The 11,072-nt window shown below is 38.6% G+C and carries 8 protein-coding genes; 4 read left to right on the top strand and 4 right to left on the bottom strand.

All coding sequences use genetic code 11. The features are described from left to right. Positions 1–27 precede the first annotated feature (27 nt). A complete protein-coding gene (locus ACESQI_RS00575) occupies positions 28–1,806 on the bottom strand; it encodes a right-handed parallel beta-helix repeat-containing protein (protein ID WP_373125332.1) in 1,779 nt (592 codons plus the stop codon). A gap of 262 nt (positions 1,807–2,068) precedes the next feature. Here ACESQI_RS00575 and ACESQI_RS00570 point away from each other — a divergent pair, with 262 nt between their 5' ends. From ACESQI_RS00570 to ACESQI_RS00555, 4 genes are all read left to right on the top strand, one after another. Beyond that, positions 2,069–2,986 (top strand): alkaline phosphatase, encoded by a 918-nt coding sequence (locus ACESQI_RS00570; protein WP_122201159.1) that lies wholly within the window; start codon positions 2,069–2,071, stop codon positions 2,984–2,986. Positions 2,987–3,128: 142 nt separating this feature from the next. Next, entirely contained in the window at positions 3,129–4,061 is a 933-nt protein-coding gene (locus ACESQI_RS00565; protein ID WP_122201160.1) for a tRNA-dihydrouridine synthase family protein, read from the top strand. A gap of 272 nt (positions 4,062–4,333) precedes the next feature. Further along, positions 4,334–4,897 (top strand): Crp/Fnr family transcriptional regulator, encoded by a 564-nt coding sequence (locus ACESQI_RS00560; RefSeq protein ID WP_007483293.1) that lies wholly within the window; start codon positions 4,334–4,336, stop codon positions 4,895–4,897. A gap of 116 nt (positions 4,898–5,013) precedes the next feature. Continuing rightward, on the top strand, positions 5,014–6,165 hold the full coding sequence (locus tag ACESQI_RS00555; protein WP_373125331.1) for an acyltransferase family protein: 1,152 nt from the start codon (positions 5,014–5,016) through the stop codon (positions 6,163–6,165). 183 nt (positions 6,166–6,348) lie between these two features. Here the strand turns inward: ACESQI_RS00555 and ACESQI_RS00550 are convergent, their stop codons facing one another. From ACESQI_RS00550 to ACESQI_RS00540, 3 genes are all read right to left on the bottom strand, one after another. After that, a complete protein-coding gene (locus ACESQI_RS00550) occupies positions 6,349–9,426 on the bottom strand; it encodes a chondroitinase family polysaccharide lyase (protein WP_373125330.1) in 3,078 nt (1,025 codons plus the stop codon). Between the two features lie 23 nt (positions 9,427–9,449). Further along, on the bottom strand, positions 9,450–10,145 hold the full coding sequence (locus ACESQI_RS00545) for a DUF6250 domain-containing protein (RefSeq protein WP_373125329.1): 696 nt from the start codon (positions 10,143–10,145) through the stop codon (positions 9,450–9,452). A gap of 233 nt (positions 10,146–10,378) precedes the next feature. Then, positions 10,379–10,936, bottom strand: a complete 558-nt coding sequence (locus ACESQI_RS00540; RefSeq protein ID WP_002558631.1) for a hypothetical protein — start codon at positions 10,934–10,936, stop codon at positions 10,379–10,381. Positions 10,937–11,072 lie beyond the last annotated feature (136 nt).

The following is an 11,072-nucleotide window of genomic DNA, read 5'->3' as shown; positions in this document are numbered from 1 at the left end:
ACACCGTTCTTCGTATAGTATCAGTTATTACTTAATAACTACTTTAAAAGTTTTAACTTGATTACCTGTTATAACTTTAACCAAACAGAGCCCCTTCTGAGCTGCTGGGATAGAAGCATTGCCACCTACAATTTCTGTAGATGCAACCATTGCTCCATTTACATTATATAGAGTTACATAACCGTCTTTTTCAGATGATATATAAATCATACCTCCATCAACAATTACATTACAATTCATGCCTTCTTCAATGCTGGTATTGTTAATACCTGTGCCTTTTCCTCCTTGATAAGCACCCATATTGATTTTACCATCTACAATACGTTCATTACCTGCTATATCTTTGTTCATGAATTCATCAATCCATTCCTGAGTCATAAAAAACTCATCTATAAAGTCAACAGAACCTGTATTCACACATGCAGAGTTGCTGGTCAAAGAAAAATCTGCATCTTTTATGGCCTGAATATTAGCGGCATCCGTAGTAGATCCAACAAAAGTAGTAGACTTAACAAACGGAGCAGCTTCTATAATATTATCTTCAAAGAAAGCAGGGGTGTTACTATCTGTAGAACTGTTAGTAATCTCTATATCAGAAGCACAAAACCGCACTGCTGAGTTATCAATTGCATAAACTGCTTTGTTATTATGAGTTGCCTGATTATTCACCATAATTGAATTCATCACTGTTGCATAACTCTCACCTACATATACAGTACCTTTATTATTAGCAATTGTATTATTGTAGATTGTACTACCCTGCAAATCAATCAAGAGATTTTCCGAAGAATTATTTACAATTAAACAGTTCTCAATTTGTGCATTCTTTTTTGTAGCAATGATTGCATTTCTCCAGGATTCACCAGCAGGAGTAGCATTTGTGTTATTACGAATAATATTGAAGGCAAAATCATAATATACTTCTGAATTACCAGAAAGAACAGTGCCTATATTACTAGAAGTATTTCCCTCAAACAAACAGTGAGTAATTTTCAAATAACGTTTAGCCCACTGATTATTAATCTGGATACAAGAAGATACATTATTTCTAAAAATACAATTTGTTACCAATGTACCGTCTTGATCACTAACTTGCTCTGCTGTATTATAAATAGATAAACTGGGTACTTTATTACCTTCAAAAACACAATCGTATAACTGATTACCTGGGAAATACTCTGAGTGACATCCACGCAGCTGAAGAGTTACTGCCTCTTTTTCAGGATTACTGGTATTATTGCCAGAAAAATAGCAGTCACGAACTATTGTATTTTCTTCGCCATAAACCACTGTATTAGTACAAGCATTATCTAAAATCTGACAATTTTGAAGAGTTACAGAGTTTCTAAGATAGAGAACACGACCGTCTGTTGAAACATTGTTTTTGAAAGTAATACCGTCTATAATAGTATTAACCCAAAAATTATCTTTATCCACACGGTCTACCAGACGGAAAGTTTGATTTCCACTGGTAATTATAGTTTCGTTCGTAAACTTCCAAGGCTCTGTAGCAGCATTGGGACGTACACGATTTTCTATAGATGTTTCACCTTTGGCAAATCCACCATATACATGCACTCCTTCTACCATATTAATAGTAGTAGTAGTCATATAAGTACCACCTGCCATATAGATAACATCGCCTTTGGATGCTTTTGAATAAGCTGTACCGAGATCACTAATCGGAGAATTCCAGGACTCACCATTATTAGATGCAGAACCATCCGGGCTAACATAAATGTTTTTCGCATTTGCACCTGTTGCAAGCATTAGAGCTAAGACTGAAGTAATAATCACATTTTTCATAAGCGATAGTTTTTTTGTTTAAAGTTACTATTAGGCTTGTATTTTATCTGCACAAAAGTATGAATAAGGATTTTACCTGATACACATTTTTGTTCATCAATACTCCAATATTGTACAATTCTATTTTTTATAATTAAAGAGCTAAAAATAGACTATATCATGTACTATTTTGTAATAAATAGCTCTTTTATAGGCAGAAAGTTATGGAATGGACCGATTATCTTTGTGAACAGAATTACTCTTAATCTAATTTTAAATAATCATGAATAACAAATTCTTTAAGCTTATCTTTTGCCTTGCTTTACTGCTATCATGTACACCTTCATTCGGCGCTAAATGGAAAGCTAAACACGTAGTATTTATTGGATTAGACGGTTGGGGTGCTTACAGTATGGAAAAAGCTAATATGCCCACTGTAAAACAATTAATGAAAGATGGATCATACACCCTGGAAAAGCGATCTGTACTACCATCTTCAAGCGCTGTAAACTGGGCTTCTATGTTTATGGGTGCAGGTCCAGAATTACACGGATACACAGAATGGGGATCGAAAACGCCGGAATTACCCTCTCGTGTACTTAGCCATTATGGCATTTTCCCCAGCATCTGGGGGTTATTCAGAGATGCTAACCCTCAAGCTGAAATCGGATTCTTTTGTCAATGGAACGGATTAGAGTATCTGGCAGAAATGAAGGCTATGAGTAAAGAAATACATGTAAAAGCCGAAGATGATCCTTCAGGAAAGGCTGATAAAGCTGTTGCAACCCATTCTTGTGCATATATAAAAGAAAAGAAACCAGCTTTCGTAGGCATTTTCTTTGATGAGCCTGATCATGTAGGACATCAAAGTGGACATGATACAGAAACATATTATCAAAAATTAGAAGAATTGGATAGATATATAAGCGAAATACTAAATGCCGTAAAAGAAGCTGGTATTTGGGACGAAACGATCTTTATCTTAACTGCTGACCATGGGGGTATCAATAAAGGACACGGCGGTAAAACAATGGAAGAAATGCAAACTCCTTTTATCATCTCCGGTAAGAATATAAAAAAAGGCTATAACTTCACAGAGAGTATGATGCAATTTGATGTAGCCTCTACCATTGCTTATATCTTTAAACTCGAACAGCCTCAGGTATGGATCGGACGGCCAATGAAACAGGTATTTAAATAAATACGATATAACGATTTTTCTACCTTAATCAATTTTATATCTCTAAGCCTCATTCTTCCCCAAAACAAAGAATGAGGCTTTTTCATTTTATAGTTGACAATGAGAAATATTACCCTTACTTTTGCTTCCTAAAAAATATTGTATGCCAGCAACACTTCCAATTCATTTTGCCCCGTTACAAGGATATACCGACGCGATCTATCGTAACGCGCATTCCGCAATCTTTGGTGGAATAGATACTTATTATACCCCTTTTATCCGGCTCGACAAAGGAACGTTCCGGAATAGGGATGTTCGGGATATAGAACCGGGAACTAACGAAGTCCCCCACCTGATACCCCAACTTATCGGACATGAGGAAGAAAAAGTTGAGACCATTTTATCCCTTTTCACCGAAAAAGGATATAAGGAAGTAGATATAAATATGGGGTGTTCGTTTCCTATGTTAGCCAAACGTCACAACGGCTCCGGTATCCTTCCTTTTCCCGAAGAAGTAGAGAAACTATTAGAAATTACCCAAAGATATCCGGAAATAAGTTTCTCTGTGAAAATGCGTCTGGGATGGGAAAATGCTGAAGAGTGTCTGAAGTTAGCCCCCATATTGAATGTATATCCATTAAAACATATCACCATGCATCCACGATTGGGAAAGCAGCAATATAAAGGAGATGTCGATCCGAAAGGATTTGCCGCCTTTGCAGAAATTTGTCGCCACCCTTTGATTTATAATGGAGATATAAGTAATATTGAAGATATAGAACGTATTCACGATAGCTTTCCCACTCTATCCGGAATCATGATTGGAAGAGGGTTACTGATGAATCCGGCTTTAGCCATCGAATATAAAGAGAAAAAGTCCCTTTCCACCGAGGATATGAAAGAGAAACTATACCAAATGCACAAGATCGTATTTGCCCGTTATGAAGAACGGCTTGAAGGCGGCGAAGATCAATTACTCAACAAAATGAAAATTTTCTGGGAGTATCTTGAGCCACAAATTGGTCGTAAAGTATGGAAAGCAATACACAAAAGTACAAGCCTGGCAAAATATAATGCAGCAATAGGGTTGCTCTAAGCCAAAATGAACAAGACTTTAGCCGACTAATAAAGTTATATGCTGATTTTTGATCAAGAATCACACAATTGTTTCTCAGAATCTTAGCGATATAAAAGAGGATACCGGTATAAACTACATGATTATATTGGAGGACAGAATTGTTTTTCCTATTTTTGCCAAAAAGCGAAGATAAACAGCACCTTGGCTTAAAAAATGAACAAGCTCATTTTATTCTACTCTCGGTTTCCATTATCTTTGTAACTAATGAAAAAGAATCAAGCATCAACTTTATGACAAATGTAATAAACAAGATAAACTCTCTGTATCCGCTCTCTGATGATACCTTACAAATTTTAAAGGAAAATGTAACAATCTGTCATTTCCCCAAGAAGTATAAATTGATAGAGGCAAATAAATTTTGTAAATCGGCTTATTTCATAGAAAAAGGAATGACTCGCTCTTTCTGGCTGGTAAACGGAGAAGAAATAACAACCTCCTTTGCATACGAAGGAAGTATTGTTTTCAGTATGGATGAACTGTATTATAATAAAATAAGTGAGGAGTTTGTGGAAACGCTTGAAGAAGTTGTTGCGTATAAGATATCACTCACCGACTTGCTCCGGCTATTTCAAAACAATATCGAACTGGCCAATTGGGGAAGAATTATTCATCAAAACGAATACAGGCGCTTGCACCGTTCACACAAAGATCGCCTGACACTCTCGGCTAAAGAAAGGTACGAAGAGTTTAAGCAGCAGTTCCCTCAAGTATGCCAGCGGGTAAAATTAGGGTATATTGCATCTTATCTGGGCATAACACTTCCAACACTCAGCCGCCTTAGAGCACACAAATAATTTTCCTGTCCGGTAAGATTTTGTCGTAGGACAATTTTTTAGATGTATAAGTTCCGTAACTTTGGCGCGTCGTCAATAACACTACTACTAATAATAATTTGAATTATAGATTTAACATGAAAAACATCTCTGCTTCTGCATTTGCAGACTCTAAACCTCACTACGAACTCCTTGACGGGCTGAGAGGCGTTGCGGCTCTTGTAGTCATATTGTATCATATATTCGAAGGCTACGCTTTTGCCAGTAATGGTACTATTGACACCCTCAATCACGGATACTTAGCCGTAGACTTTTTCTTTATCCTTTCGGGGTTTGTTATCGGTTATGCTTATGATGACCGCTGGGGGAAAGGTCTTACTATGAAAAATTTCTTTAAACGTCGTTTGATACGTCTTCATCCTATGGTAATCATGGGTGCCGTTTTAGGCGCTGTTACATTCTATCTCCAAGGGTGCGTGCAATGGGATGGAACACATATTGCCATATCAATGGTAATGCTGTCTCTTCTCTGTACGATGTTCTTTATTCCTGCGATGCCGGGGGTGGGCTATGAAGTTCGTGGCAACGGTGAAATGTTTCCTTTGAACGGACCTTGCTGGTCGCTGTTCTTTGAGTATATAGGAAATATTCTTTATGCCTTGTTTATTCGCCGCCTGTCTAATAAGGCATTAGCTGTACTTGTAGCAGTGTTGGGAGTTGCCTTGGCATTATTCGCGGTACTTGATATATCTGGCTATGGAAATATAGGAGTGGGCTGGACATTGGACGGTGTAAACTTCATCGGCGGGACATTGAGAATGCTTTTCCCTTTCTCTATGGGTATGCTTTTGTCGCGTAACTTCAAGCCTGTAAAGTTGAAAGGTGCCTTCTGGATATGCACAATTATTATGATTGCTTTGTTCGCAGTGCCTTATCTGGAAGGTGCGAAGCCGTTTTGCGTAAATGGTGCTTATGAAGTATTTTGTGTTATTGTAGCTTTCCCTATTCTTGTCTGGCTGGGAGCATCGGGAACCACAACTGATAAGAAGTCAACCGTGATATGCAAGTTTTTGGGAGATATATCTTATCCTGTCTATGTGGTACATTATCCTATTATGTACTTATTCTATGCGTGGTTGATTAAAAATCAGCTCTATACTTTGGGTGAAACCTGGCAAGTTGCTTTGTGTGTTTACGCATTGAGTATTGTACTGGCTTATCTTTGCCTGAAGCTATATGATGAACCTGTAAGAAAATGGTTAACCAAAAAGTTTCTGGCTAAGAAATAAGACTATATCTTTTCTATCAGAAGATGAGACTGTATCAAAAGCCTGAGACGACTATCAACAGATAACCGTAGAAACGCAGATTTACGCTAATTAACGCAGATTTAATTGAATCTTTGCGTAAATTAGCGTTAATCTGCGTTTTAACAATAGTAAGTTTTACTATTGGCACAACCTCATTAAACATCAGTTTTTAAAAGGAATCAGTTCGGTATCTTGACTCATACCGTCTTTACAGATGAAACGAATCACCGTAGAATTCTTATCTGAAGATACAACCTGGCAGGCAGGCGTTTCTTTCACAGTCCAACATCCTTTTAATGTAACCGTCACTGGAATCTCTCCACTATCATTATTAATCCAGGGACGGGAATAGATGCTACGCTCTATACGTTTACCATTTTCATCAAAAGCTTCATCACTCGGACCACGATAAAAGGCAAGATCGGGCTGAGCTACCGTAAGCAGAGCTTTTCCTTTTTCTTCATGTACCATTACTAAACAGGAAGTATCTGCTTTCATCAACAATCCTTTGGGCAGATCGGCAGAAGGAGTTTCAAAGAGCACATACGAAGTGGTATTACTTTTCAGATCACGTACAATATGTGCATTACGATCCTTTTGCAATACTTTATACGAAGGTTTCTTTGCAAACTGCTTCATAACGGGTACAACGGTCTGGGGAAGAACAGCATATTCATAAGAAGCTCCTTTGGGCGACTTTCCATGATCTATAACCAGAGATACCCAATCTCCTTTTGTCTCTTTATTCACTTTTTGTGCACGTGAATACTGTGGAAATTTCTTCTCAAATTTAGCAGCAACAGGTACATAATACCCCGTACCAATATGATCTATCCAGACTTTACCATCCCCCTGATATGTCTTCCAATAGGCATGCCCTGCCGAATCTGTCACAGCAAGCTGAAAAATGGTAGTTTCCGTAGGATATTCACCATTCGTATTCTCAATGTCTGATCCGAGGCAGACAATCACTCCGTCAAAGAAATGAAAAGATTTACGCGCACGATGGGAACCATTGTATTTATCGTGTTCATGCAGTTTCATTCCAAAATTTCCATTCTGATGTTGTTGAGACAAGCCACCGGCAAATGCTTCATCCGAATAAAGCATCTCTTCCATACCAGAAAAGGTATCAACATTGTAAACTTTAGCCTGTAAATCATCAAATGGCAGATGAATAGAAGTCACACCGGGAATCCGGTTCCAGTCGAATCCGGCTTCCTGCCAACCGCTTGTATCTGGAGTCACAACCACCCCCGGAGCAGCAGTCAGTATCTGCATACTTCCATGAGCCAGATAACGTCCGTAAAGATTAGCGCCAAGATAATGTTCGGCTGCCCAAAGGTAACGCGAATGCCCACGGACTACTGCAGCCCAGTTACTACGACGCTGAACAGATACGCAGCCATATCCCATAGCAAGGTTTCCTTGCGGATCCGGTTCCGGTCGGAAACCTTTATCAGACAAAATTTTAGCCATACGCCTCTCTTCCTCATTGCTAAATTGAGGCATATATTCCGGATCTTCTCCTGTAGAAGATGTACCGGCTACCAAGCGAAGATAAGCTGCTGCCATATCAGCATCAAAATCAGCCTTTCCATCGGGCGTACCGGCAAGAGCCATCACTGCATATTGCATCGGAATAAGTTTTCCCTTTCCATCCGGATGACGTCCGGACATAGATAGTGGGAAATTGAGTTTATTACAGTAGAAACGCATCGTAAGTAATACTTTCTTCACTGTCTGGTGAGCCAGCTCAGATACAGCAAAATCAGTATGATTGAATAGGTAGATCATATTTGAAGCTCCTTCCAAACCTCCAACAGCATAAGCCGGATAATTATTCCGGTGATGAAAAGCTCCTCCATCCTTCTTGAAAGCTCCGGCTAACCCCAAAGCCGGACGACAGCCATAATCAATCCACCTTGAAAAAGATTTCAGATACTGAAGTTTTTCCGGCGTATCTTCCATCATCAAAATACTTGCAATACGTCCTGTTGTTTGCGTATTGAAAGAGTCCATATCAATACCATCAACTTCTGGTTTCGGATAGACTTCATTGGTTATGGCATACCAACGTAGTGTGCGCTCAGCCTCATTTAATTTCCCTGCCTCACGAAGCACATCTTTCATCAGGAAATAGGCCAGATATAAACCACGCACACTATAACCATAATGATGTATATTCCCCCAGCAACTGCCAAATGCTACTCCCTGATCGGTAATATGATCATACATGGCAAGAAACTTATCTTTCATCTCCGCTCTGACAGAATCATCCGAAGCATTGTTATAAGCTACGGCAATCTGTTTCATCAAGTCAAAATAAGCTCTCATTTCCACACCCTGTTTGGTAAGCATATCTTTGTCCCAATCGGGAAACATACGCTCATAAGCTTCAGAAGCACGTACCATAAAGATAGGTACACCCGTCACTTTTCCATCTTTATAAGAGATATTATAAAAATCATATTTTTTACGAATCACTTCAATCTCTTTCTGCGATAACATGGAAGATGTATATACCATATCACGGAAACGTTTCTCTATCAATTGCATATCCCGTCTTTGTTTTTCACTAACCGGAGTAAGCTCAATATCCGGTTTGAATAGCGAATGTTTATAGACAACAAGCCAATGATTCGTAGTTTCGGCATTCACAAAAGGCACCTGTAAATCTGCTGTCTGCTGGCGGGCATCTACTTTGATTGCTGTAATAAGATGATCGATAAAAAGCTGACCTTCTACATTCGGCGCAACCATACGAAGTTCGTTCATACCCTCTTCAGGGATACCCTGCATATCACGTTCATAACATACCCAGGCAGCACGCCAACCTTTGAAGTTAATCCCAAAAGGAAATGATGTACAAACCTTTCCATCTTTCAGAAATTCAAATTCTATTTTTTTATCTTGTGGCTGCTCATTATATATCCATACAATAAAAGCCGAAAGATAGAGATCTTTCCCGGTAGGATCTTTTTTCTCAAACTTCAGATCTTTTTTCAAAGAAAGTGTTGCATTCGGTTGAAAAGTCCATAGTAATGAATGCGTACCATCTTTATAATGTTCCGGTGAAATGGATAATTTTGAAGATTCGCTACTGATACAAGCAGGAACTTGCGACTCCTCAAAAGAAAACATACGATCATTCTTCACCAATTGTGCCAATAAGGTAACAGAGCCAAAAAGAGAGAGAAAAACTACAGCTCCCAATTTCATAAAAGATTGTTTCATCATTTAGAGTATTAATTGTGTGGTTATCACATTTGTTTGATTTGAAATCCGGTCATCAGGACATGATTCTGGAGCAAACGGAGGCCAAAATATCCATCCCCCTCTCCCGGTTTTAAAGAAGCGCGAAAAAGTTCCTCACCATTCACTGCATACGTGGTTTGTTTTTTCTCTACGCGAATCACAATATGATACCACTTTCCTGCTACCAGAAGATGGGCAGGATCAGTATATTCAGCAATTAAGGGTTTTACACGGGCATCATCGACTCCATAAAATTCAGCATAGTAGCGACGGAAACGGGTGGTTGTGTTTTCATTACCACCATAGCCCACATAGAATAGATTCAATGTATTATAATTTTTGAAAACTCCGTTTCTCCACTCACTGCGAGCAAAAATATCATCAGGATACTGCGGATCATTGGCAGCCCAGAAACAGTTCAGGTCACTCAGCCGATCCTGCTTTCCGTCTTCCATTAATATAGCTATGTGATAACTTATTTCATACTCACCGGTCAATGGCTCATTATACCATAAAGTGAGACCTGCAGGTACAACAATGTCCAAAGTATCCGACACCAATGATAATTGCATGGCGGCAGATTCATCCTCTGCAATCCAATTTTCAGCTAAAGAGGTATTATTTTTTCCGGAAGGCAGACAGGCTGTTACCAACCAGAGAAAAGTAAATAAAGCAGTGCTACGGATAAGAATTCGTTTCATTTATTTATGTATTAGTTTTAAAGATTACTACCGGATACAAAGAAACCCCTCTTTTCGGAAAAAGAGGGGCTTAAATCGTACAGAATAATACAATAATTATTCACGACTCCGTGGATAGAAGAACTTCTTGTAGAGGTACGAATCTATTTCACTACAGAGTAACACAAAGTATTATTTATCCGTTTTTGGCATCTTATTTTTCAAGTCAATCACCCTCGGTTCAAGTTTTTCTGTCAAGGGTGCAATTCTTTAAATGCTTTATTATCTTCCTGAACCTGAAGTATTGTTTCTTTAAGTTCACCAATCGGAAGGTCAAACCCATACCAACCGGTATAGCAATCGGTCACATACCATTTTCCTTCAATCAATTCAAATTCCACACGAAGATCTATTTCAGATTCCTCATACCCGGCTTCAAAAACTTTGTGAGCAGGTTCATTAAGCGTATATTTTGAAACATACACACCGCCTTCTTCCTGGCTAATACGTTCTTCTTTCAATACCTCACTATCCAACAATGGCCATTTCTCTTGGGTGAAAGGAAAAGTTTTCTCACTATTTCCATCATCAGTCATCAAAGTAATAGGAGTTTTCAGCGGAAACTTAATACGTGTATACTGATAAGCTGCACTGGAAGTGAACTTTTCTAAAAAAGCAGGGAAATCCTCCCCGTCTACATTGGCAGCAAGAGCCTCTGCTTTTCTTTTTGACATATTGCCACAGGACACACAGCAAACACCTGCTAACAGAACAGCTACCAACAGGTAAGACACAACTCTTTTTGTTTTCATAATTAACTGCATTTAAATTGGCTGCAAAGATAATGCAAACCGAGAGCAGAATAAAATGAACTTATTCATTTTTTATGCCAAGGTGCAGCTTATCTTCGTTTTTCGACAAAGATAAAAGAAGCTTGAATGCGTTGAT

This window comes from Bacteroides sp. HPS0048 (assembly GCF_964240755.1).
GTDB lineage: Bacteria > Bacteroidota > Bacteroidia > Bacteroidales > Bacteroidaceae > Bacteroides > Bacteroides nordii.
Note: the sequence above shows the minus strand (reverse complement) of the source record. Positions and strands in the feature narration are given on the sequence as shown.